The sequence below is a fragment of the Rhodoluna sp. KAS3 genome, assembly GCF_026000575.1.
Lineage (GTDB): Bacteria > Actinomycetota > Actinomycetes > Actinomycetales > Microbacteriaceae > Rhodoluna.
On record NZ_AP026910.1, the window covers coordinates 95,437 to 118,393 of the forward strand.

25 protein-coding genes are annotated in these 22,957 nt (G+C 54.1%); 16 read left to right on the forward strand and 9 right to left on the reverse strand.

What is annotated here, in order from left to right; all coding sequences use genetic code 11:
• The first annotated feature begins 38 nt into the window (after positions 1 to 38).
• Positions 39 to 1,085, forward strand: a complete 1,047-nt coding sequence (locus OO731_RS00465) for an LLM class flavin-dependent oxidoreductase (protein ID WP_346732378.1) — start codon at positions 39 to 41, stop codon at positions 1,083 to 1,085.
• Here OO731_RS00465 and OO731_RS00470 read toward each other — a convergent pair.
• Positions 1,029 to 1,670 (reverse strand): TetR family transcriptional regulator, encoded by a 642-nt coding sequence (locus tag OO731_RS00470; protein WP_264890240.1) that lies wholly within the window; start codon positions 1,668 to 1,670, stop codon positions 1,029 to 1,031. The genes OO731_RS00465 and OO731_RS00470 overlap by 57 nt on opposite strands.
• Before the next feature lie 107 nt (positions 1,671 to 1,777).
• Here OO731_RS00470 and OO731_RS00475 point away from each other — a divergent pair, with 107 nt between their 5' ends.
• Genes OO731_RS00475 through OO731_RS00485 form a run of 3 tightly spaced genes read left to right on the forward strand, consistent with a single transcriptional unit; the run spans position 1,778 to position 3,673 of the window.
• Positions 1,778 to 2,341: a biotin transporter BioY gene (locus OO731_RS00475; protein WP_264890241.1), complete on the forward strand. Its 564-nt coding sequence runs from the start codon at positions 1,778 to 1,780 to the stop codon at positions 2,339 to 2,341.
• 1 nt (position 2,342) lies between these two features.
• Positions 2,343 to 3,032, forward strand: a complete 690-nt coding sequence (locus OO731_RS00480; RefSeq protein ID WP_264890242.1) for an ABC transporter ATP-binding protein — start codon at positions 2,343 to 2,345, stop codon at positions 3,030 to 3,032.
• On the forward strand, positions 3,032 to 3,673 hold the full coding sequence (locus tag OO731_RS00485) for an energy-coupling factor transporter transmembrane protein EcfT (protein ID WP_264890243.1): 642 nt from the start codon (positions 3,032 to 3,034) through the stop codon (positions 3,671 to 3,673). Before OO731_RS00480 ends, OO731_RS00485 begins: the two co-directional genes overlap by 1 nt.
• Here the strand turns inward: OO731_RS00485 and OO731_RS00490 are convergent.
• Genes OO731_RS00490 through OO731_RS00500 form a run of 3 tightly spaced genes read right to left on the reverse strand, consistent with a single transcriptional unit; the run spans position 3,662 to position 6,495 of the window.
• The gene (locus tag OO731_RS00490) at positions 3,662 to 4,612 is read right to left on the reverse strand and encodes an L-lactate dehydrogenase (RefSeq protein ID WP_264890244.1); all 951 of its coding nucleotides are present in this window, start codon (positions 4,610 to 4,612) and stop codon (positions 3,662 to 3,664) included. The two genes, OO731_RS00485 and OO731_RS00490, sit on opposite strands and share 12 nt — an antisense overlap.
• Positions 4,593 to 6,221: a putative PEP-binding protein gene (locus OO731_RS00495; RefSeq protein ID WP_264890245.1), complete on the reverse strand. Its 1,629-nt coding sequence runs from the start codon at positions 6,219 to 6,221 to the stop codon at positions 4,593 to 4,595. The genes OO731_RS00490 and OO731_RS00495 overlap by 20 nt, the downstream gene beginning before the upstream one ends.
• A gap of 4 nt (positions 6,222 to 6,225) precedes the next feature.
• On the reverse strand, positions 6,226 to 6,495 hold the full coding sequence (locus OO731_RS00500) for an HPr family phosphocarrier protein (protein WP_264890246.1): 270 nt from the start codon (positions 6,493 to 6,495) through the stop codon (positions 6,226 to 6,228).
• A 250-nt stretch (positions 6,496 to 6,745) separates the two neighbouring features.
• Between OO731_RS00500 and OO731_RS00505 the strand changes: the two genes are divergently transcribed.
• From OO731_RS00505 to OO731_RS00540, 8 genes are all read left to right on the forward strand, one after another.
• Positions 6,746 to 7,195 (forward strand): fructose PTS transporter subunit IIA, encoded by a 450-nt coding sequence (locus OO731_RS00505; RefSeq protein WP_264890247.1) that lies wholly within the window; start codon positions 6,746 to 6,748, stop codon positions 7,193 to 7,195.
• Between the two features lie 2 nt (positions 7,196 to 7,197).
• Positions 7,198 to 7,632: a fructose PTS transporter subunit IIB gene (locus OO731_RS00510; RefSeq protein WP_138274891.1), complete on the forward strand. Its 435-nt coding sequence runs from the start codon at positions 7,198 to 7,200 to the stop codon at positions 7,630 to 7,632.
• 70 nt (positions 7,633 to 7,702) lie between these two features.
• A complete protein-coding gene (locus OO731_RS00515) occupies positions 7,703 to 8,845 on the forward strand; it encodes a PTS fructose transporter subunit IIC (protein ID WP_264890248.1) in 1,143 nt (380 codons plus the stop codon).
• Between the two features lie 90 nt (positions 8,846 to 8,935).
• Positions 8,936 to 9,781 carry an ABC transporter permease gene (locus tag OO731_RS00520; RefSeq protein ID WP_264890249.1) on the forward strand — a complete coding sequence of 282 codons (846 nt, stop codon included), beginning with the start codon at positions 8,936 to 8,938 and terminating at the stop codon, positions 9,779 to 9,781.
• Positions 9,768 to 10,535 carry an ABC transporter ATP-binding protein gene (locus OO731_RS00525; RefSeq protein WP_264890250.1) on the forward strand — a complete coding sequence of 256 codons (768 nt, stop codon included), beginning with the start codon at positions 9,768 to 9,770 and terminating at the stop codon, positions 10,533 to 10,535. The genes OO731_RS00520 and OO731_RS00525 overlap by 14 nt, the downstream gene beginning before the upstream one ends.
• A gap of 2 nt (positions 10,536 to 10,537) precedes the next feature.
• Complete coding sequence (locus OO731_RS00530) at positions 10,538 to 11,563, forward strand: glycosyltransferase family 2 protein (RefSeq protein ID WP_264890251.1); 1,026 nt, start codon at positions 10,538 to 10,540, stop codon at positions 11,561 to 11,563.
• A complete protein-coding gene (locus OO731_RS00535) occupies positions 11,560 to 12,735 on the forward strand; it encodes a CDP-glycerol glycerophosphotransferase family protein (protein ID WP_264890252.1) in 1,176 nt (391 codons plus the stop codon). Before OO731_RS00530 ends, OO731_RS00535 begins: the two co-directional genes overlap by 4 nt.
• Before the next feature lie 10 nt (positions 12,736 to 12,745).
• Positions 12,746 to 13,441 carry a phosphocholine cytidylyltransferase family protein gene (locus OO731_RS00540; RefSeq protein ID WP_264890253.1) on the forward strand — a complete coding sequence of 232 codons (696 nt, stop codon included), beginning with the start codon at positions 12,746 to 12,748 and terminating at the stop codon, positions 13,439 to 13,441.
• 5 nt (positions 13,442 to 13,446) lie between these two features.
• Here OO731_RS00540 and galE read toward each other — a convergent pair whose 3' ends face one another.
• Positions 13,447 to 14,400: a UDP-glucose 4-epimerase GalE gene (gene galE, locus OO731_RS00545; protein WP_264890254.1), complete on the reverse strand. Its 954-nt coding sequence runs from the start codon at positions 14,398 to 14,400 to the stop codon at positions 13,447 to 13,449.
• Between the two features lie 46 nt (positions 14,401 to 14,446).
• Between galE and OO731_RS00550 the strand changes: the two genes are divergently transcribed.
• Positions 14,447 to 15,505, forward strand: a complete 1,059-nt coding sequence (locus tag OO731_RS00550) for a DUF3048 domain-containing protein (protein ID WP_264890255.1) — start codon at positions 14,447 to 14,449, stop codon at positions 15,503 to 15,505.
• A gap of 16 nt (positions 15,506 to 15,521) precedes the next feature.
• On the opposite strand, the gene OO731_RS00555 is transcribed toward OO731_RS00550, so the two are convergent.
• The 4 genes from OO731_RS00555 to OO731_RS00570 form a co-directional block, all read right to left on the reverse strand.
• Positions 15,522 to 16,772 carry a hypothetical protein gene (locus tag OO731_RS00555; protein WP_264890256.1) on the reverse strand — a complete coding sequence of 417 codons (1,251 nt, stop codon included), beginning with the start codon at positions 16,770 to 16,772 and terminating at the stop codon, positions 15,522 to 15,524.
• Positions 16,759 to 17,160, reverse strand: a complete 402-nt coding sequence (locus tag OO731_RS00560) for a type II toxin-antitoxin system VapC family toxin (RefSeq protein WP_264890257.1) — start codon at positions 17,158 to 17,160, stop codon at positions 16,759 to 16,761. Before OO731_RS00560 ends, OO731_RS00555 begins: the two co-directional genes overlap by 14 nt.
• The gene (locus OO731_RS00565) at positions 17,129 to 17,386 is read right to left on the reverse strand and encodes a type II toxin-antitoxin system prevent-host-death family antitoxin (RefSeq protein ID WP_264890258.1); all 258 of its coding nucleotides are present in this window, start codon (positions 17,384 to 17,386) and stop codon (positions 17,129 to 17,131) included. Before OO731_RS00565 ends, OO731_RS00560 begins: the two co-directional genes overlap by 32 nt.
• 330 nt (positions 17,387 to 17,716) lie before the next feature.
• Complete coding sequence (locus tag OO731_RS00570; protein ID WP_264890259.1) at positions 17,717 to 18,877, reverse strand: hypothetical protein; 1,161 nt, start codon at positions 18,875 to 18,877, stop codon at positions 17,717 to 17,719.
• A 118-nt stretch (positions 18,878 to 18,995) separates the two neighbouring features.
• On the opposite strand from OO731_RS00570, the gene OO731_RS00575 reads away from it, so the two are divergent.
• The 3 genes from OO731_RS00575 to OO731_RS00585 are packed head-to-tail and all read left to right on the forward strand — an operon-like array spanning position 18,996 to position 22,709.
• Entirely contained in the window at positions 18,996 to 20,510 is a 1,515-nt protein-coding gene (locus tag OO731_RS00575; RefSeq protein WP_264890260.1) for a hypothetical protein, read from the forward strand.
• A 3-nt stretch (positions 20,511 to 20,513) separates the two neighbouring features.
• Positions 20,514 to 21,947, forward strand: a complete 1,434-nt coding sequence (locus OO731_RS00580; protein ID WP_264890261.1) for a hypothetical protein — start codon at positions 20,514 to 20,516, stop codon at positions 21,945 to 21,947.
• 3 nt (positions 21,948 to 21,950) lie between these two features.
• Positions 21,951 to 22,709 (forward strand): hypothetical protein, encoded by a 759-nt coding sequence (locus OO731_RS00585; protein ID WP_264890262.1) that lies wholly within the window; start codon positions 21,951 to 21,953, stop codon positions 22,707 to 22,709.
• Positions 22,710 to 22,957: the final 248 nt, after the last annotated feature.

Genomic DNA, 22,957 nt, shown 5'->3' on the forward strand with positions numbered 1-22,957 from the left:
GGGAACAAAATCTTGTCAAGTGGTGGTTTACTTATCTCGTGAGTATTTCAAAAGACATCAAATTTGGCCTGGACACCTTTGGCGATATGACCAACGACCTTCAGGGAAACCCGCAGTCAGCCGGAGTAGTGCTGCGCAATGTGGTCGAGCAGGCCAAGCTCGCTGACTCGCTGGGCATCGACGCATTCAACGTTGGTGAACACCACCGCGATGACTTTGCGGTTTCAGCCCCCGACACCATGCTCGCCGGCATTGCCACCGTAACCAAGAACATCACCCTCGGCACCGGCGTTACAGTGCTGTCTAGTGAAGACCCAGTGCGCGTGTATCAGCGTTTTGCCACCATCGATGCCCTCTCAAACGGCCGCGTCGAGATCACTGCTGGCCGCGGTTCATTCACTGAGTCATTCCCGCTTTTTGGCTACAACCTCAGCGACTACAACGTTCTGTTCGAAGAAAAACTTGAGCTTCTAGTTCAGCTATGGGGAGAGCAGGCCATCACCTGGTCGGGCACCACCCGCAGTTCGCTGCACAACCAAGAGATCTACCCAAAGACCGATCGCGGCCGAATGGGAATCCGAGTTGGCGTTGGCGGCAGCCCAGAGTCAGTGGTTCGCGCCGCCCGCTTAGGTCTGCCTTTGGCGCTGGCCATCATCGGTGGCGACCCTGCCCGGTTTGCCCCGTTTGCCAACCTTTACCGTCAGCAGCTAACTGAGCTGGGTAAAGAGCAGTTGCCAATTTCAATTCACTCACCTGGTCACATTGCCGAAGATGACGAACAGGCGGCCAACGAACTTTGGCCGGCATACCTGGCTGGTTTTGGGCGCATTGGTCAAGAACGCGGATGGGCTCCGCCGACCCCGCAGCACTTCATGAGTGAGGTTATTCACGGGTCGGTGTACGCAGGTTCACCTGAGACTGTTGCCAAGAAGATTGTTCACGCCATTACATCGGTCGGTGCTCAGCGTTTTGACCTCAAATACGCCAACGGCCCAATGCCGCACGAGCGTTTGATGAAGTCGATTGAGCTATACGGTACCGAGGTTATTCCTCGAGTGCGCAAGCTGCTCGAGGCCTTCGAGTAACAGCGCAATACCAAGTTCAAACGCCTGGTTGCTAGGCAGGCCAAGGGCTGCGTGCTCTGGGGTTACGCCAGCGGTTCCGCTAACTACGCCCAGGCTGTCGGCCTGAATGCGTTGCTGTTCGTGCCAAACCTGGCCCAAAATTAGGTGCAAAATTGCTGCTGCCGCGGTCTCTGCGGTGGCTGATTCAAACCCGCCGCCAGCAACCGCTCTGGCCAAGCGCGCCTGGGCCTGATTGGCTCCCAAGCCCAAAGCCAGTGTGCTGCTAACCACTTCGGCACCATCTCTAAAAGCAAGTAGCGCGTCGCGCAGTGACTCGGCTTCAGCGCGGGTCGCGGCTTTCCAATCCAAACCCACACCGATTCCCTTTGCGCGCTCGATGATCTCGTCGGCGATGCAGGCCAGCAGGGTTTGCTTATTGGCAAAGTGCCAGTAAAGAGCGCCCGGCTGAACCTCAAGGGTCGCGGCCAGTCTGCGCATGGTGAGGTCGGGCAGGCCCAGCTCATCCAAAATCTTCATGGCAGCGGCCAGCACATCGTCGCGAGTGTGACGCGAAGATTTGCCGGTTGACTCAGTCAAGTTGCTCATTTGAGAATCAGCATACTATGCTCTTGAACAGTGTTCAGGTGAACAGCGTTCAAGAGACGCTCGACCACTAACCCCGATGACCACTGACCGCTGCTAGGAGAACCCCCATGTCAAACCGCAAGCCAATCGAAGTTCGCGACCTTTCAAAGATTGCTGTGTTTGCAGCCATTATTGCTGTTCTAGGTCTACCTGGAACCATCCCACTTTTCGGTGGCGCAGTGCCAATTTCAGCTCAGACCCTAGGTGTCATGCTGGCTGGTGCGGTTCTTGGTCCTTGGCGCGGTGCGGTTGCGGTAATCGTTTTTGAGTTGCTGGTTGCAGCAGGTCTGCCACTTCTTGCCGGTGGCCGCGGTGGCCTGGGTGTCTTCGTTGGCCCGACCGTCGGATTCCTAATCGGCTGGATCGTCGGCGCGATCGTTATCGGTCTTATCGTTCGTGCTCACCTTGGTAAGCCGAGCGTGGTGCGCACCGTTCTTGGCTTCATCCTCGGTGGAATCGTTGCCATCTACGCTTTCGGAATTCCATTCATGGCTCTAATTCTCGGCATTTCATTCACCGAAGCTTTGGTCGGTGCATCAGTATTCTTGATTGGTGACGGAATAAAGGTCGTAATTGCAACAGTTGTAACCCTTGCGCTTTACCGCGCCTACCCAAAGGCTTTCGCAAACTAGCATGCCAAGAACCTCAGCAATCAGCTTTGACAATGTGACCGTACGATTCGGTGGTCGCTCGGTTCTGCGCAACCTCAACATCAAGTTGGACCAGCGCAGAATTGGTGTCATTGGTCTGAATGCTTCGGGCAAGTCAACCTTTGCAAGACTGCTCAACGGTTTGGTTACCGCGACCGAGGGCAGGGTTTCAGTTCACGAGATTGACCCGGGCAAAAACCCGATGGCGGCTAGGCGAGAAGTCGGCTTTATCTTCAGCAACCCTGACATGCAGATCATCATGCCAACCGTGCAAGAAGACGTTGCGTTTTCACTCCGCGGTTCGGGCCTAGATAAAGCCGAGCTAGAAGCCAAGGTTCGTGCGGCACTGATTAGGTTTGGGCTCTTGGCAGTTGCCGAAGAACCTGCTCACTCACTCAGCGGTGGTCAAAAGCAGCTTTTGGCAATCTGTGCAATTTGGGTAGCCAACCCGGGGCTGATTGTTGCCGACGAACCTACTGCGCTGCTTGATGCAGCCAACACCAAGCAAATTGCCAACCTCTTGCTCGATGAACTTGATCAGCAGTTGGTCTTGGTTACCCACGACATGAACCTGGCAGCCCGCTGCGATGTTCTGCTGCACTTTGAAGATGGCCGCCTTGAGCAAATGGGCGAGCCAGACAAAGTTATTGATCGCTACCTAGCGAGCGTTTAGTGTTCAGCCTCTATCGCCCAGGCGCCAGCATTTTGCACCGCATCAATGGCGGCCCAAAAATCATTGCCCTGGCGGTCATCGTGCTGCTCATCTCTATTACCGGCCGCAACCTGGTTGCGCTATCGGTGGCCGCGATCGCCATGGTGGTGACGTATTTACTTGCCGGTTTTGGCATCCGCGGCTTTTTGAATGACCTTTGGCAGACCCGCTGGTTGGTGCTGTTGATGGTTGTGCCGCAGCTAATTTTTCTAACCCTCGAGCAAACCGTGGTCAACTCGGGTCGCGTCCTAGTGAGCGTGATGTTTGCCACTCTGCTTTCGCTGACCACCAAGACCTCAGACATGATGATCGCCATCGAGTGTGTGCTTGGGCCGTGGCGCCGATTTGGTGTGGCTCCCGAGGTTGTGGCCTTGCTGCTCTCAATAACCATCACGACCATTCCGGTCCTTGCGGGTTTTGTAAATCAGGTTCGCGTGGCTCAATCGGCCCGTGGTTCCAAGCCAAGGTTGAGCCGCACCACGGTTCCGGTATTGGTGCTGGCCCTAAAACATGCCGATGACATGGCCGACGCTATGGCGGCTAGAGGCGTGACTACCGAGCGCGTGGCATCAGGCAGCCGCGTAAAAGCTCTACAGGTTTAGTTGAGCCAGCGAGTTTGCAATTGCGCTCGCCGAAGCTTCAAATAACAACTGCTCTGATGCATCCATCGGCACATCAATCGCACGAACCGCACCGTTTCGGTTAACCAGAGTCGGTACCGACATCGCAATGCCGTCAACACCGCGATAGTTGCTAAGTACTGAGCTCACCGGCAGAATCGCGTTCTCATCTCGCACAATGGCCTCAACAATGCGTGCGCCCGAAAGCCCAATCGCATAGTTGGTGGCACCCTTGCCTTCAATCACTTTGTAGGCAGCGGTCTTTACCGAAAGCGCCAATTCATCAAGGTCGGTTCGGGTTAGTGCAGAGCCGGTGTCGGTAATCCACTTACTCAATGGCACTGGGCCGATGTGCGCCTGGCTCCAAAGGGCAAACTCAGAGTCGCCGTGCTCACCAACAATCAGCGCGTGAATGCTGTCGGTGCTGACCCCAAGCTTTGCTCCAAGCAACCAGCGCAAACGGGATGAATCCAAAACTGTACCCGATGAGAACACGCGGTTAGAAGGCAGCCCGGTCAGCTTGAGTGCTGCGGTTGCCAACACATCACACGGATTAGTGACCAGCAAGAAGATGGCCTCAGGCGAGTGCTCAAGCAGCTTTGGAATCATCGATTCAAGAATTGAAAAGTTGATGCCAGCTAGTTCAAGGCGGGTTTGCCCTGGGTTCTGCTTTGCGCCGGCAGTGATCACAATTACATCTGAATTAGCGGTCAGGGCAATGTCGGTGCCACCGGTAATAGAAGATGCTCCGGTGAACTGGGTTCCGTGGGCTAGGTCTAGAACCTCGGCGGTTACCTTGGCTTCATTGATGTCGTACAGAACAACCTCGCGCGCAGACTCACGAATGAGCATGGCGTAGGCCATTGAGGCACCGACTGAGCCGGCACCGACAACTGAGACCTTAGAGCTTCGCGAGAGCATTTAGTGCAGCAGCCTTTGCCTCTTCTGCAGAGGTGGCCGCCAAAACCTTGTTGGCAATCTCTTTGCAGTCGGCTAGGTCCAGTGAAGACAACGCGTTTCGCACCACAGTCACCTGAGACTTAGAAACGCTCACCGATGAAATACCAAGACCGGCTAGCACCACAGCAAATGCTGGGTCAGACGCGCTCTCGCCACAAACACCAACTGAAATACCGGCCTTCTTGCCGCCATCAGCAATGCGGGCCAGGGTGCGAATCAATCCTGGCTGCCAGTGGTTTAGCAAAGCACCCAAAGATGGGTTCATGCGGTCAGCTGCAAATAGGTACTGAGACAGGTCGTTGGTGCCGATGCTCACAAAGTCAACAACGCCTTCAAGCTGATCAACCATGGCTGCAATAGAAGGTGTCTCAACCATCACGCCAACCTTGTAACCACCGATGCTACGTGCCAACTCTGCAAACTGCTTTGCCTCCTGCACGGTTGCAATCATCGGGGCCATAACCCAAACCTCGCGGCCGGTGGCCAAGCGTGCAGCCTCAAGGCTGGTCAGCTGGTCTTCGATGAACTGGCGGTGGTCCTGAATCAAACGGAATCCGCGCACACCAAGTGAAGGGTTCTCTTCGTGAGGCATGTGCAAGAACGGCACAGGCTTGTCTGAACCAGCATCGATGGTGCGAACCACGATTGGGCCAGCCGGTGCAGCAGCAAGAATCTCGCTGTAGCTAGCAACCTGCTGATTAATGGTCGGAGCAGTTGCTGCCGATAGGTAAAGCAACTCGGTGCGGAACAGTCCAACACCCTCAGCCAAGGTTTCGGCCGATGCACCCTGGGCGTCTGCCAAGGTACCGATGTTTGCGCGAACCGGAATCACTGGGTCTTCGTTCAAGGCCACAAACTCGATTGCCTTGGTTGCCAATGATTCGTCTCCGCCGGTAACTACGCGGTCGCCAACTGGGTCAACCAAAACGGTGTCACCGTTTGATAGGTCGGCAGCAGCGCCACAAGAAACCACAGCTGGAATGCTGCGTGAACGGCAGATGATTGCGGTGTGGCTGGTTGGTCCACCCTTGAGGGTGATAACACCAACTACAGCCTTAGTGAACTGGGCGGTGTCGGCCGGGCTAAAGTCCTCGCCCACCAAAACAATGCGGCCGGTCTCTGGCAGGGTTAGTGCCATTTCGATTCCGGCTAGGTCTGCCTGCACACGCTTTGAAAGGTCCTGTAGGTCCTTTACGCGCTCGTCAAAGTCAGGGTCGCCGCCAAGTAGCTCGGCAAAGGTGTCAACCGCCTTGCCATAGCCGGCACCGGCAGTCCAACCCTCATCGATGTTTGATTCAGCTAGCTCAAAAAGCTCTTCGTCCTCAAGCAAAAACTTGAGTGCTTCGAAGATCTCGGCAGTGGTTCCGCCGGCGCGCTCGCCGAGGGTGTCCAAAGTATTGGCAACATTTGTAATCGCTTGCTTAAGCGCAGCCTTCTCGTCTCCTGCAGACTTCGATGACTTGCTCCACTCCGGAAGCGGAGCCTGAGGCTTTACAACAAGGACCTCGCCGACTGACGAGTTGAGGCCGACACCTAGGCCAGACAGAACGGTGCCCTGAGCAAGAGACAAGGTACTAGCCCTTCAGGAACTCTTGGATCTGAGCGTGCAGGTCTGCTGCAACCGCTGAGTCTTCAGTCTCAAACTGAAGGGTTAGCTTCTCGCCGGTCTTGATCTTTAGAGACATCAGCATCAGTGCTGAGTTGGCCTTAACGAAGTCCTCGCCTGGGCGACCAATAGTGATGGTCAAACCTGACTCCTTAACCAGCTTCACGATTTGGCTGGCTGGGCGAGCGTGCAGACCGATAGGGTCAAGAACCTCAACCTCAAGCGAGATAACAGACATCAAATACTCCGTTTTTTATATAAGTGAGTGGGGTGAACGTACAGTTTCCCACACATATACCCATGGTGACAACACACCGCTTTAGCTGAGTTGCCCGGTCTTTTGGGGCTATTCTTCATTTGTATCTTTTCTACAAATAACAATTGTTACTTTCTCGCATCATTTATCGAAAAATGGCAAGCGCTTCCAGTCTTGCTCAGTATCGTAAATCCGGGTTAGTAATAACAAAGCTTCCAAAGGAGCAAGCAATTTGAGTACAGCTGTAACTACTGCAGACATCGTTATCGTCGATATTGAAGCAACCACCAAAGAAGAGGCAACCCGTCTTCTTGCAGAGCGTTTGCTTGCTGCAGGCCGCATCACCGAGATCGAGGGTTACCTCGAGGCAGTCGCAAAGCGCGAAGAACACTTCCCAACCGGCATCGAGGGTGGCATTGCTATTCCTCACGCACAGAGTGACCTTGTAACCGCCCCATCAGTTGCAGTAGCAACGTCAGTCGAGGGCATTGACTTTGGTGCCGACGACGGCCCATCGCACCTAATCTTCCTAATCGCAGCGCCAGCATCTGGCGACAGCGCACACCTTTCGATCCTGGCTTCGCTAGCTCGTAAGGTAATGCACGAGGAGTTCCGCGACGCACTGCGCGCCGACAAGAGCCCAGCATCTATCGCAGAGACCGTTACCCGAGAGGTTCAGTAATCATGGCAAAAATCGTTTGTGTCACTTCATGCATCACCGGCATCGCCCACACCTACATGGCAGCAGAGGCTCTAGAGCAGGCTGGCAAGAAGCTAGGTCACGAGGTAATCGTTGAGACCCAGGGTTCAGCAGGTTCAAACCCACTAAAGCAAGACGTCATTGATTCAGCTGACGCTGTGATCTTTGGTGTTGACCTAGAGGTAGTTGGCCGCGAGCGTTTCAACGGCAAGCCATACATCGAGGTACCGGTTGCTAAGGCAATGCGCGGTGCAACTGCACTTATCACTGAAGTTCTAGAGGCAGCTGCCAACGGAACCGCCAAGAAAGTTGGCAACGAAGCTTCTGCTGCTCAACCAGCAGAGAAAGAGAAGGCGGCAGAGAAGCCATCTTCAGAGAAGAAGGGCGGCTTCCTCGGAGGCCTCTTCGGTAAGAAGTAAGTAATACACAACCTGGGACCACGCCCCGTGGGCCCAGATCTCAAACTAGAGAGCTAATAGGAGACTCATAGTGAGTAACGCATCAATCGGAACTCGCATCCGCCAATGGCTGATGACCGGTGTTTCATACATGATTCCTTTCGTAGCAGCCGGCGGTATTTTGATCGCTCTTGGCTTCCTTCTTGGAGCCGCTGCTGCAGGTACTGATGGTATCCACGCGTACGACGCAGCAAAGATGGGTGTTCCAACCAACGAGGGTGGAGCAGTAACCGGATTTGACCTGCTAAACGTAGGTAACTGGGCATTCATCATCTTCTGGCTAGGTAAGGCTGCATTCGCATTCTTCGTGCCAGTACTAGCTGGTTACATTGCATTCGCAATTGCTGACCGTCCTGGTATCGCACCTGGCTTCGTTGCTGGTGCACTTGCAACCGGTCTAGACGGCAACCCATTGGGTACCGGCACCGGCTTCCTTGGCGCAATCGCTGGTGGTTTCATCGCTGGTTTTGCTGCTCTATGGATCAGCCGCTGGCCAGTAGCTAACTGGATCAAGCCAGTTATGCCAGTAGTTGTAATTCCTCTACTAGCTTCGATCATTGCTGGTGTTTCAATGGTTCTAGTTCTAAAGACCCCAATTGGTGCACTTGTTACCGGTCTAACCGAGTGGCTAAACGGCATCTCAACTGCAGGTCTAGTTGTACTAGGTATCGTTATCGGTCTAATGATGGCATTCGACATGGGTGGCCCAGTTAACAAGGTTGCTTACACCTTCGGTGTTACCGGTCTTGCTGCTGCTGGTGCTGTTGCTTCAGCAACCGAGTTCCAGGTTATGGCTATCGTTATGGCTGCAGGTATGACTCCTCCACTAGGTCTTGCACTAGCTACCCAGCTACGCAAGAAGCTATTCACCGAGTCAGAGCGCGAAAACGGTAAGGCTGCATGGCTACTAGGTGCATCATTCATCTCTGAAGGTGCAATCCCATTCGCTGCTGCTGACCCAATCCGCGTGATTCCTTCAATCATGCTTGGTTCTGGTGTAACCGGTGCTCTAGTTGCTGTATTCGGCAACGAGCTACGCGCACCACACGGTGGTATCTTCGTGTTCCCACTAGTGACCAACGCTCTAACCTACGTACTAGCAATCCTTATTGGTACCGCTGTTACTGCTCTTGCAGTAATCGTTGCCAAGGGTATTGGCAACAAGGCTGAGTAATCTCAGCAGTACCGTCTTTTAGACAAATCTAGAAAAGGGCCTGGGAGTAATCCCAGGCCCTTTTCCAATAAACTTAGGCAGGTGAACCACATGGAACTCGCAGAATATGCAGCGCAGCATGGCCTTAAGCGCATGGGCGCTCGACCACCCTTCGCGAGCTACCTCAAAGATGCTTGGGCTCGCCGAGACTTTGCCATTGCACTCTCAAAATTCACCAATGATGCCCTGAATGCGCGTAACCGCCTTGGCCGCTGGTGGATGGTTCTTCTGCCAACCATCCAGGCAACCACCTACGGCCTGATCTTCGGCATCATCCTTGGGGACAACCGCCCCGACAACTTCTTGCCGTTCCTCTTTACCGGCGTATTTTTGTTCTCATTCTTCTCAGCCAGTTTTTCAACCGGCGCAAGCTCGCTCACGAGCAACAACGGCTTGGTCAAGAGCCTCAGCTTTCCTCGCATCCTGCTGCCAATCTCGGCAGTTATCCGCCAGCTCATCAACCTATTGCCGCAGTTGGCAGTGCTATTGGTTTTGGTGCTCATCATTCAGCGTCAGGTCACCTTGAGCTGGTTTGGGCTCATCCCGGTGGTGCTGTTGATGATTGTGTTCAGCGCCGGTCTGGCCATGGTGTCGGCACGCTTGACCACCCAGGTTCGCGACTTTTCAAACCTGATTCCGTTCATCACTCGAATCATGTTCTACACCAGCGGTATTTTCTTCAGCATCGACAGCCTGCTCGACCAGTACCCAACCCTGATGGCCATCATGAAGTGGAACCCGGTTTACGACTTCATCGAGCTTGGCCGCGGTGCCTTGGTCAGTGGCCACAGCATGGAGCCTCAGCTTTGGATCGGGGCATCGGTGTGGGCATTTGGGTTGTTCATCTTGGGCACGGTTTACTTCTGGAAAGCCGAGGAGCGCTATGGCCGAGACTAACGAACGCAAACCGGTTGTCATTGTCGACGACGTTCACATTGTTTATAAGGTTTATGCCTCGGGCAAGCGTGCCGTGGGCGAGAACAGCCGCAACGGTCTGCTGAAAAAGAAGACCCAGCTTCGCGAGGTTCACGCCGTCAAGGGCGTCAGCTTCACCGTCTACGAGGGTGAGTCGGTTGGCCTGATCGGCAGCAACGGCTCGGGCAAGTCATCTTTGATGCGCGCGGTCTCTGGCCTAACCCCAATCGACAAAGGCAACATCTACGCCTCGGCTCGTCCGACCCTGCTTGGCGTTGGAGCAGCCTTGTTGCCGGCGCTTTCGGGTGAAAAGAACATTCTGCTGGGTGGCATGGCAATGGGCCTTGACCGCAAAGAGGCCGAGCAGTCGGTTGACGCAATTACCGAATTCGCTGGCCTTGAGCAGTTCATTGAACTGCCGATGCGCACCTACTCATCGGGCATGTCAGCCCGCCTGCGTTTTGCCATTGCAGCGCACCGCGACCACGACATTTTGATCATCGATGAGGCTTTGGCCGTTGGTGACCAGGCGTTCCGCAACCGCTCTGAGGCTCGCATGCGCCAGATGAAAGACAGCGCCGGCACCGTGTTTTTGGTTAGCCACAGCATGAAGTCAATTCTTGATACCTGTACCCGCGTTATCTGGCTTGAAAAAGGCGTGCTGCGCATGGATGGCGACCCTCAGACCGTTGTCGACGCATACAACGCAGCCAACGGCTCAACCACGGTCGACTAATCGTGGCTAGCAAGTCTTCAAATTCTGAAGCTGGCAAAGCCGAGGCAATCTCAGTAATCATGCCGGTGCTGAATGAGGCCGGTCACCTGGCTGATGCCGTGGCTAGCGTTATCAACCAGAACTATCCGGGTGAATTTGAGTTGCTGCTGGCACTTGGTCCATCGACCGACGGCACCACCCAAATTGCGCAGGAGCTGGCTGCTGCCGATAGCCGCATTCGGCTAATCGATAACCCTCGTGGGCTAACCACGGTTGGTTTGAACGAGGCAATTCGTCAGAGCAAGCACGACATCGTGATTCGAATCGATGCTCACTCAGAGCCGGCCGAGGGGTATTTTGCCAACGGCGTACGCATTTTGCTTATGCAAAACGCTGATTTGTTGGGTGGCATCATGGATGCCCGTGGGCGCAGCGCTTTTCAAAAGGCCACCGCCTGGGCGTACACCAGCCGATTCGGAATCGGTGGAGCAAACTTTCACGTTGGCGGCGAGGCCGGCGAGGCCGAGAGCGCATACCTAGGCATCTTCAAAAAGAGTGCGCTAACCCGGGTTGGCGGTTACGACGAGAGCATTATTCGCGGTGAAGACTGGGAGCTCGCGCAGCGAATCAAGGCCACCGGGGGATTGGTGTGGTTTAGTCCAGAGCTGCGAGTGGTCTATTGGCCGCGCGGCCGTTTTGACCGCCTAGTCAAGCAGTTTTACTCAACCGGTGTTTGGCGCGGAGACCTCACCAAGCGTGATCTAAAGAACGCACCTAAGCGTTACTTTGCGCCACCGCTTTTGGTCGCCGCGGTAATCGCTGGGCTTTGGATGGTTTTGGCTGGCTGGTACATCGGCATCTTGCCCCTGGCCGCTTACTTTATGGGCGCTGCCGGGTTGGCCGCCACAGCCGGCGGGCTCAGCCTCAAGTCACGCATCGCGCTTTTGATCGTGCTGCCAACCATTCACTTCAGTTGGGGTTGGGGTTTCTGGATGGGCTTCTTTAGAGGTGCCGGCCAGACCATCGATAAGAGCCGAGTCAGCGCATGAAGCTGCTGCAGGGGTATTCGCCGGCTCGAATTATCGGGGCACTAAACCGCCGCCGAGCAGACGTTTTTCGAAAGCTGCAATACCGCCCGCAAGACACCAAGCAACTCAGCCAGGCCGTGCTGTTTGAGTCCTTTCACGGTGAGTCGGTTAGCGACAGCCCGCTAGACATCTTTCACCAACTCAAAACCACCCACCCAGAACTTACTTTTTACTGGACCATCCGCCGCGGCAAGGCTCAGGCGCCCGAAGGCAGCATCGGTGTGGTTTGGGGTTCACGTCAGTGGCTCAAGGTGTTGGCAACCGCCAAGTACCTGGTCAACAACAACAGCTTTCCTTGGTACTTTCGCAAAGTGGCCGGGCAGGTTTATCTGCAGACTTGGCACGGCACACCGCTCAAGCGCTTGGGCCGCGACATTGAGGGCACCGGCCCGTCAAAGGCTTACCTTGCCACCATGGATCGCGAGGCAGCGGCGTGGAACTTCTTGGTATCGCCAAGCCCATACTGCACCCAGATTTTCCCGAGCGCATTCAGCTTTTCGGGCAACATTATTGAGACCGGTTACCCGCGCAACGACCGCCTGACCAACCAGCCTGAGGGTGTGCGCGAGCGCGTGCGCCGCGAGCTGGGCGTGACCGACCCTACCGAGTGGCTGGTGCTCTATGCCCCAACCTGGCGCGACTACAAACTCAGCGCCACCGGCAACTGGCAAGCGGTCAACTACCTTGGCAAAAACACACCGATGCCCGCCGGCATGCGCATGATGTTTCGTGGTCACCACCTAACCCATGGCGCGCACAATTCATCGGTGGCCGGCAACGCCATTGACGTCACTAACTACCCAGATGTTGCCGAGCTTTACCTGGCCGCCGACGCACTGGTGACTGACTATTCATCGGTGATGTTTGACTTTACGGTCACCGGGAAACCGGTGTTCTTTTTGGTGCCAGACCTCGAGCGCTACGAGGCCGAGCGCGGTTTCTATTTTGACTTCAGAGCCGAGGCCCCGGGGCCAATTTGCAGCAATGTAGATGATCTGCTGGCCGAGCTCAAGAACATCGGTTCCGACAGCAAAACCTATGCCGCAAAATACGCAGCCTGGCAGCAAAAATTCAACTCACTCGAAGACGGCAAAGCGGCCGCGCGAGTGGTTGAGATTGTCTTCGGCAAGTAGTCTTGAACGCATGTCAAAACAGGTTGTAATTCTTGCCGCCGGCATGGGCACGCGCCTTGCCCGCCCGCTGCCAAAGCCGCTCACCGAGCTTCGCGACGGCCGCTCGATTATGAAGCAGCAGTTTGACAACATCGATGCCGCCTTCGGCGAAACCAGTCGCGTAATGATCGTGGTGGGTTTCAAACTTGAGGCCATCATCGAGCGGTTTCCTGAAGCAACCTTTGTTTACAACGAGTTCTATGACCAGACCAACACCTCAAAGAGTTTGCTCAAGGCGCTGCGTGCCTCGGGTGACGGCGGCGTTTTGTGGCTCAACGGTGACGTGGTTTTTGACCCGCAGGTTTTGGTGCGCGTTACCCCGATGATGGATGCCAACCAGAGTTTTGTGGTCGTAAACACCGCCAAGGTTAGCGACGAAGAGGTCAAATACACCCTCGATGCTGCCGGCCAAATTGCCCAGCTTTCAAAGCAGGTTCTTGGCGGTTTGGGTGAGGCTGTTGGCATCAACTATGTTGCCGCGCAAGACAAAGCTGCGCTAATCAAGCGCCTGGCTGAGGTTGACGACACCGATTACTTTGAGCGCGGAATTGAAGTTGCCATCGAGCAGGACGGTCTCAAATTCCAAGCGGTAGACATCAGTGATCTCTATGCGGTTGAGGTTGATTTTGCCGAAGACCTAGACCGCGCTAACGCCAGCCTAAAATAAACGATTTAGGCGTTCCAGGCGCTCTCAATAATGTCGTGCAGGTTGCGCTTTGCGCTCCAGCCCAAAGTCTCGCGAATGCGCGAAACATCTGCAGCTAGGTACGGTGGGTCACCGGCTCGGCGAGGCTGAACATCAATCTTGAAGTCAATTTCAGAGACCTTCTTGATCTCATCCAAAACCTCAAAAACACTCGAGCCCTGACCCGTGCCCACGTTGAATGTGTCGTGCGGGCGGTCATCGCGGTCAAGGTAGTCAAGGGCGCTCAGGTGGGCCTCAGCAAGGTCGTGCACGTGAACATAGTCGCGCACGCAGCTGCCATCTGGGGTTGGGTAGTCATCACCAAAAACCACCGGGTCTTTGCCAGCACGGATGGCCGCAAAAACAATCGGCACCAAGTTGGCAATCGCGGTGTCGGCTAGGTCAGGCCAGCCGGCTCCGGCAACGTTAAAGTAGCGCAGGTTTGCACCGCGCAGACCCCAGGCGCGGGCTGCGTTGGCAACCATCCACTCACCAATCAACTTGGTCTGGCCGTAAGGGTTAATTGGCTCACACTGTAGGTCTTCAGAAACCGCCGGAACATCTGGCATGCCGTAAGTTGCGGCTGATGATGAGAACACCAGCTTGGTCACGCCGGTCTGGCGCATGGCACCCAATAGGTGCGCCAGGCCACTGATGTTTTGCTCGTAGTACCACTCAGGCAGCTCAACCGATTCGCCAACCTTTTTGCGGGCGGCCAGGTGAATCACTGCCTCGATCTTCTCGGTCTTGAACAGTTCGGTAAGCAGAGTCATTGCTTCGGGTGCAGCCAAATCAAGTGGCAGCAACTTTGCGCCACCCAGGCGCTCAATGACTCCGGCGCTCATGTCGTCAATAACCACAACTTCATCACCGCGCTGCTGCAGTAGTCGAACCACGTGTGAACCGATGTACCCGGCGCCGCCGGTAACTAAAACCTTCATGCCTAAAAGTCTATTGAATGGCGGGTGACGGCATAAACTTGCGAGCATGAACCTCGGCAAAATTGCACTTGTAGCAACATCAGTACTTCTTCTAACCGCATGTGCGGCTGGTCCAAACGGTCAGCCAAATGCCAGCAACAGTGCAAGCCCAAGTCCGTCGCCAACACCAACCCCGGTTTACGTGACCGCACCGCTTACCGGCGTGGTTTACCAAGAGGGCGTTGACGACACCTCGTTCACTGCAAAGCCATCGGTGGCTTGCAAGATCGATAACTCTTATGCAGCCCGCCCTCAGCTTGGCCTCAACTCAACCGACATCGTGTTTGACGAAATGGTCGAAGGTGGGCTAACGCGTTTGGTTGCCATCTGGCACTCACAGCAGCCGACCGAGGTTGGTCCGGTTCGTTCAATTAGGCCAATGGACCCAGACATCATCAGCCCATTCGGTGGCATTGTTTGCTACTCGGGTGGCCAGTATGCGTTTGTGCAAATGATGCAGAAGGCACCCGTCTTCAATGCGTCCGAGACCACCGAGCAGGGCAAGGGCACGTTCTCTAGAACCAGCAGCCGCCCAGCCCCGCACAACGTAATCGTCAATGCTCAAAAGCTGGCCAGCCAGCACACCGATCTTCCGGCTCCGGCCCCACAGTTCACCTATGCCACCGACTTGAACAGTTCAACCGCTGCGGTCTCGGGCACTGAGGTTGCTAAGAGCTTCACGGTCAATTTTCCGCAGGCCTCGGCCCAGTGGGCGCCTAGCACCTACAAGTTCAAGTGGCTGCGTACCCAAGACGGCGAGATTCACAAAGATGCCGCCACCGGCAAGCAGGTTGCCGCCAGCAACGTTGTGGTTATGGAGGTCAAAATTGACCGCAGCTACGCCGACCGCAAGTACGGCAATGTGCCAAAAACCGTGATGGTCTCAACCGGAAAAGTCTGGGTTTTCTCGGCTGGAAAGTACGTTATTGGCACCTGGTCTAAGGCCAGTGCCACAGCACCGATTGTTCTGACCGATGCCGAGGGCGCAGTTATCAAGCTGGCTCCGGGCAACACCTGGGTTGAGTTAAAGCCATCTGGCGCAGAGGGCAAAATCAGCATCAAGTAATGCGCGTAGGCAGCCGCTAATCCCTTAGCGGTTCGCGCCCTGCTTGAAGCTCCCATGGCAAGTCTGTAATCGCAGCTGGGTCAATCAAAGCCGACCCACTGCCTTTGCCATCTGGCCCAGCAAAGTCGGCAACTACTGCAGCAACAATGCGCTCGGCGGCCTCACCGGCAAACGGCATGGCGGCATCTCGCAGCGCGCTAATCTCAGCAGCCCGGCTCGGTGTTGACTCAAGCAAACCTTCCAGCTCGCCTACGCCCTCAACCTTCACCGCAGCAGCCTCGGCTAACTCGCCAAGCGGACTAAACATCCAGTGCCCAGGGTTCTCAATAAACAGCGCCGGCTTACCCATGGCCATTGGCCACTCGGCCAAATACGAAATTCCATCAGTCAACAGGGCATCAGCCTGAGCAAAAATCATGGCCGATGAACTCTCAGAATCTATCGATGTATTTGGCAGTGCCCGCCAACGAGCCAGCCAGTCATCCAAGTCGGCAGCGGCCATAACCTCGCGGTCAACCAGCGTGCCAAACAAAAACGGGTGCGGGCGCAAAGTAACCTGCACGGCCGGGTGGGCAGCAGCCCAATCCAAAACCTCGTGGCACACCGATGCAAACACACCAAAGTTCAACCAGTGGGGGGAGTAGCTGTGATGCGGAGCCCAAACCAGCGTGGTCAGCGCGCGCACGGCCAGCTTGCCCGACTCGGCAATTTCCTCAACCTCTTCAATCAGCGCATCAAGCTTGGTTGACCCCACAAAATGCACATGATCGTTTCCGCGCGGCAACTGCCCATAGGCATCCTTCAAAAACTTGTCCTGCACAAAAACCAGTGACGCCAGCTGGTGCATCCGCTGCGTATAAAGGTGGGCACCAATGGCCTCAAACCCAGATTCTGGGTGCACGCCATCAACCGGCTCGGCCACCAACGGCAGTGAGTAGTAGGGCACATAAACAATGCGGCCGATCGCCGCCAACTTGTCTGGCCGGTACTGTGGCGCGTAGTTTCTTTGCCACGGATAATTAACAAAAATGTAGTCAGGCTCGAGAGCAGTTAAGTCTGCATTTACCAGGTGTTTGATGCCGTGTGAGTCAAAAAACGCCGATACGTCGGCCACGCCGCCATAACCTTCATCGCCGGTTAGTCGCCGATCAACCGCAACCACAGTCACTTCAAACCGTGGGTCACCGCTCATAATCCGGTGGGTTTCGGCCAGGGCGTCCCAAGCCTCAAAGTAGAACGTCAGGAAGACGACTTTAATCTTGCGCATCAAAAACAAACGGAAGGTTCAGAGCAAGGATTCTGCGGTCGGCGGTTATCAGTGGCATGTTGGTTGAAATTGCGGTCGCAACGATTCCTCGATCTATAGGGTCGTGCCCGATCAAGCCTTGCATAGTCGTCAATTCTGTTGCATGGTCAGAGTCAAATTGAACCTCAAGAAAACCGGCAGCCTTGAGGCTAGCAAAGTAGTTCTTAGGGAGGTTAAGTTTTCCTTCTATGCTCTTTATTCCAAGCTCGAGTGCGCTAAGTGAGGAGTAGTGCAACTGGTGTGCACGTTCGATCCGCCGCCGAGCATTCTTGCCTAGCTTTGAGCTGCCGGCACTGAACCAAAGAAGAACATGTGAATCAAGCAGCATGGTCATCGTTTTCGCTGTCAAACATCTTAGCAAATGCCTCGTCCATGGCTTCAAATGCTTCGATGTCTACGTTTTGCATCTCAGCTGCCAGGCAACCAAACGTTGGCTTCTTGTTCGGAATCAAACTCACCTGCACCCAAGGACTACCCGCTTTGGCAATTATGAAAGACTCCCCGGTCGCGTGAACTTCATCGGCCAACCTAGATAGGTGCGTTTTGGCTTCATGCATATTCACGATTTTCGACATGCACTAACTGTACTTAGTTCAACTTAGTTCAATCAAGTGATTTCTAAATCAGTGGATAACCCGGTCACTGTGGAACACCCACTTAAAAGGGAAAAGTCCCGAGGCTACGAATTCATTAGTCCCGAGACTTTCCTTTGGCCGTCAGAATCGCAATTCTTCAAACCATGTATTGCTTACGACGTTCTCACAAGGCTTGGTTTCAAGTGAAGTTGTCGTAATCCCTACATTACCAATACACGCCGACACCCGTCTGTTATTACGGCGGGCATCGAAATAATCGGTAAAGATTTCAACACCGATTGCCCCAGCGCGCATAAGTTTACGAGCCGCCTACTTGGCGCGGTAACCAGCACCGCAAGCGCCAGCTTTTTGCTTCAAGGTGTTCGGCCCAGGTGCTGAAGGTTTGATCTGCACACAGGTGCGCATCTTCAGTGACGCAAACTTTTTATAAGTTGGGTTGCGCTTGATCTTGAATGCGTTCTTTGAGTACTGGAATCCCGAGTGCTCAATCACAATCGCCTTCAAATTGGTGTTGTAGGTGATCTTGCTGATTGCAACGGTCTTGCCGCTCACGTTGTTGGCAATTGTCACCTTTAGCGCCTTGGCAGCATCGGCCGGGTTGGTCAGTCCCCAAAGAATCGCAGCATCGGCCGCCGGAATAACCGAGCGGTAGAAGCCGTCATTGATGGTCAGGCCATCTGACTTGAAGTGAGGGGCGCGGGCAATCCAGGTCATCTCACCGGTGCTGGCGTTCCAGCTTGGGGTTGATGTGTCTGGCGCGTTGGTGGTAACGCTCATCTTGCCGGTCAAGCCCTCAACGCCCATACCCATGTCGTCATTCTCGATGACCATAAAGACGCTCAACGAGTTGCTGGTTGAATCGGCGATTGAGTCACCGGTTAGGTAGTTGTTGGTGTTCTCAGAAAAAGACACCGATACCGGGTTGCCCGAAATCGTAAAAGCCTTGCCGTCGTCGGCCACGTTCAGGTTCATGCCCTGACCAATGTTGATGCCAGGCAAAATCTCGCCGTAGTTGGCCTTGAATGTGATTGTTTCGTCAAGCAAAAGGTCAACCGCTGCTGAGTCAGAGCCCTCCTGATAAGCGGTGGTCACCTTGGTGCCATCAAACTTCACCGGAATTACGTCCATGTATAGGTGCGGAACATACGCGTTGGCTGGCGCAATCTTGACGGCCAAACCGTCATAGCCAGCTGTTAGGTGGTTCTCAGCCCAGGTCTCGCTGGTCCAGTATCCCGCGTGCTCAGATGACTTCTTTGGGTCCTGAGCTGTTGCCGGGGTGTAGGTAAGGGTTTCAGTCAGGCCGCCCAGCATCTGCACCGATACCGATTCAACGCAGTAGGTGACTTTGATCTCGCTGCAGGCAGACCAAGCAGTTTTTGGTGCCACCAGTGCGGCACTGCTTGATGTTGTTGGCACTAGGACTGCAGCAATGAGAGCTGCAGCAGCAAAAAGGCCTTTGAACTTTTTCATGATTCCCCAATCATTTGGCAAGTGCAGCTAAACGCCGCCCCCGACTTACCTTCTAAAAATCTACTGCCAACCACGCCCATTTATCTACTATTCTTGGCAACAGGATTTGGGGGAATTCATGGGGCGTTCGCACACTAAAAAGATTGTTGGCATTCTTGCCGCAATGGCACTGGTACTCACCACCAGTACTCTCGCTGCTCAGGCTGAACCCTTGACCACCGATGCCTTCAATGCCGATGCAACGAGTAGCGACGGCGAACAGGCTGTGTTCCTGATAAATGACGATGGTTCGATTGACAACACCTCCTTACTGAGCTCCAGCGAAAGGCTGGCAAATGGAAGCGATAGTCAATGGACCTGTGACGGTGGAGATGACATTTCTTGTTTCTCGAACAAAGCAGGTTCAAACACACAAGGTCGTTCAATCCTTCCGGTCTGCACTGATGCAAAGGACGAGAACTGTGTGGCGCAGCTCGAATTGGCTGGTGCTGACGGAGTATTCCATTCCGCAACTTTCCTGGGCAATCCGGACGGCATCAAGTTTGCCGAAGCACCTAAGTACAACTATTTCGAAGCGTCAACAGTTTCTCTGTGGGACATCCCCGAAGTGCCAAGTGCGAGCGGTACAACTACCTATTCGGTAATGGTGAACGTGTCAGTTGGTTTTGATAAAAAGACTCAAAAATGGCACTCCGGTGCAGTCACAGCTGCAGTAATTCCTTACCGTGAATCAGCGGATCCAAGTTACCGAGCCCCTTTTCAAAGCACGGTGGAATCAAATCACCTGGGCGTTAGGGGAATCGGCATCGGTGGCCATGGGCCAGAATGTGCTTGGACTGGAACTGGGGTTTGCGGTGTCGCACAGGACTATTCCGCAGGAACACGTGTGCGCCTAACCACGCGTGTCAGTGACGACATTGGCGGGTGGTTCCGAGGCCGTTTACAGAGTGCAAGTATAAGCGTCTCCAAGTTCTCAGCAACAAACAACAAACTCGTTGTAGAAGGCAGCCCAGTTTCGGTTCCGCGCATGGCCGTGGTCAAACCGATCACCGATTTGAATGCGACTGAGCGTGCGTTTGCCAATCGAAACGGCATGGCTGGTGGCTGGGAGAATGGCTTTCGAACTTGGTCCAAAGCGTCAGACAGCCGCACCTTTGCCTACATGGATTACTTCCGCAAGGCCAACGCCGACACTGCCGCCGGGATCAACACACTATGGGGTTTTGGGTCAATTACAAACAACACGGGCAATAAGTGCCTAAGTGACAAAACGCGAGTGCTTGGAATTGTCTCAACCAACGCCATGGTTTACGACGGTGGCCAACCTGCATACAGCGGTGGATTCTTGTCGTATAAAGTCGCCGGCCTTCACTTTGAACCTGGCGGTGAGACAACCGTTAAGGGCACCTACGACCTCGTCATGCGGAGCGATGTTGCCCGATGTCTCTATGGATTTAGCAACGCTCCTTTGAGTGCCTCAGTAACTGTCACAAATGAAAAAGGCACCAAGTCAACAGCAACAACAGTGGTGAGCGAAAAGAATGGCTGGCTAAAGATGGCCGCCTACGGCTTCACCTTCTCCAAGAAGACCATCAAGGTCAAGATCACCAAGAAAATCAAACTGAAGAAGTAGCCAGTGAATATTTTTGCAAGCTTGATCTCCCTGGTATTGGTGGCTTTTGCACTTCAGCCAGCGTCTGCTTCCGAACCCGTCGGTATTGCAGTGATTGACGGAATTGCAGGGTCAAACGATTCTTGGATGGGATTTTCATACTGGAAAAACGAAACCAGCAAAAACTCAGGAGCGGAACCACTCGGCACTTACCTCTGTAAAAAAATCGGGTCAGCTAACTGCAAATTAGCTTCAAATCGAAGTTTTCGAGCCGACATAACAGCACCGGTCTGTCGGGATTCAAAATCAAATTGCATCGAATCAGTGGCTGGTCTTAGAGGGGAAGTGGAATCTCGCGCAGTTTTTGTCAAGTACCTGGCGGGAAGCACAGTGCAACCGGATGCTCGATTTGGCTTACCCATGGGAGCGACCGCTAGCCTGTGGGTCATTCCTGATGTCCCCAACTCGGCTGGCGCAAATACCTACATTGTAAGTTCGCATTTTTCCCTGCGGCTTGAGGGCAGTGGGGTTTTCGAAACGCTTGATTTTCGTACCTCAATCGTCCCCGTGAAAGTTGAAGAACTTGTTGGCGCAGAGCCTTCGACAAAATTTAACACTAAAGATCGAGTTACTGGAGAAAACCTAGTTGCCGGCAGTGCTCCGCCAACGGGCTGTTACCTAGCCGAAAAGGATATTTGTTACGGGCGCGTCGAATTTTCACCGGAAACCAGACTTCAACTCTCCCTTGTTTTCGATAATTCGAGACTTGGTAGTTGGTTCAATGGGCACCTAGCTAAACCTGACTTGGCCGTATCTACTAAAGGCAGTGCAACCACGGTCACAGTTTCAGCCAATCCAACTATCGTCCAAGATTTGAACATTTCTGTCGGCGCGAACTCCAGTGCAGCGCTGACTCAGCAATTTAGGAAAAATGGCCTTAAACCTGGGTTCTATGGAGTTCAAAGCACGGATATTGAGGCGGCGGTATACCTCGACGCTGTTCGTGAGCAAACTGATGACTCAGCCACTGGGCAATTAAGTCTTTGGTCTTTTGGATCAGCGGGGCAAGGGCCATTCCAGAAATGTTTTGCAAACAAATCCAATCTTTTGGGCATGGTCAGTACCAACTCTCTGATTTATCAAGGTGACCCACCACAAATGAAGAATGGATTCTTGAGCTATACGGTAGCCGGCATGCACTATCAGCCAGATAAATCCACGGTTTTTAAGGGTCAATACTCACTAATTATGAGAAAAAGTGTGGCCAGATGCCTATTTAATCTCAGCCAAGTTCCGATCACGGCATCAGTTTCAGTCAGTGGGGTAAGCCGCAAAGATGTAGCCACGGAAATTGTTTCGAGCAAGGGTGACTGGATATCGTTGAGGGCTGATAACTTCACCTTCTCCAAAAAGACCATCAAGGTCAAGATCACCAAGAAAATCAAGCCGAAGAAGTAGCCAGTGAAATCCCTCCGATTTAGAGCCTCATTTGCATTCGCGTCTTCCCTGGCAGTTTTGCTCGCAACAATATCTCCTGCTCAAGCAGATGAGCTCTGGACCCCGCCGATACCGAAACCTGGAAGCGGTGCTGTCAACATTTTTGAAGGGGGCACAGGAATCGGCGTTTCCATTATTAGCGCAAACAAAGAGTCAGGGGCAAATTCTGGCGCTTTTCTGTGTGAAGTGGTCGGGCAGGGCAAGTGTGCCCCCGGCTCAGGGTACGGTGTGGTCGGTGAGCTCCTGCTTCCGAAGTGTCGGGCAGATGAAAGCAACTGCATCGAATCGGTGAGCGTATTTGCGAAAGGAACCAAGCCGGTGCCGGCAACATTTGTTGAGCAACTGCCTGGCCCTACGACTCCTGCATATCCCGATGCACTCATCCCGCAGGGTTCCACGAAAAGTCTTTGGAACGCCGAAGGGGTAAATCACACCGGCGGCAATTCAACTTACATTGCCTACGCACGGCTGGCGTTTCGTGTTTCAAATGGCAAGGCGGTCTTCACTTCGATTGGGGCTGGTGTCTCACCTGTAGTTAATAAGCGCAGCCCCATGTTTTCGGATCTTGAGGTCGTTGAGAAAAAATTCGGCTCGCGCAACACTGTGGGAGTCAACGGCATAGCCGCCAATTGTGAGTACGTCTATCAGGGCAACTGTGGTCGTGCCCACAATTTTGCAGCTGATTCGCGCATCAGCATCAGAATCAGGGTCTCGAACAGGTGACAGGCTGGCTGAGTGGACGCTTAGCCGCCCCCGAGATCGACATTCAAACACTTAGCGACACGGATAACGTAATCACTGTCACGGCAGAACCTGTGGCAGTTGCAACAGTGCAGGCTGTAATGACCAAAAGCAACGCCACACCGGCGCTGAGGCAAACCTCAATCTTTCGTGGCACGTGGAACGCAATTGATTCCGGAAGAGCTCAGTCCGTGGGTATTCCAGCAAACAGTGCCAGCAGCATCCCAACC